General features: G+C 51.5%; 1 rRNA gene. It reads left to right on the top strand.

From position 1 onward, the window contains the following. Positions 1-274, top strand: a 23S ribosomal RNA gene (locus GTP58_RS30925); the annotation flags it as partial.

Here is a 274-nt window from a genome sequence, read left to right as displayed (position 1 = left end):
CGAGGCAGAGATGCGTAGCTGATGGGAAGCAGGTTAATATTCCTGCACCGTCGTATGATGCGATGGGGGGACGGATCGCGGAAGGTTGTCTGACTGTTGGAATAGTCAGTTTCTGGTTCATAGAAGGTGCTTAGGCAAATCCGGGCACGTAATTCAAGGGACTGGGACGAAGAGTTTAGGCTCTGTAGCAATCGGAAGTGGTTCCAAGAAAAGCCTCTAAGCTTCAGTCATACGAGACCGTACCGCAAACCGACACAGGTGGGCGAGATGAGTA

Origin of the sequence: Duganella sp. CY15W, from assembly GCF_009857555.1 — a bacterium.
Taxonomy (GTDB): Bacteria; Pseudomonadota; Gammaproteobacteria; order Burkholderiales; family Burkholderiaceae_D; genus Rugamonas; species Rugamonas sacchari.
This window is presented reverse-complemented; position numbering and strand designations above follow the sequence as displayed.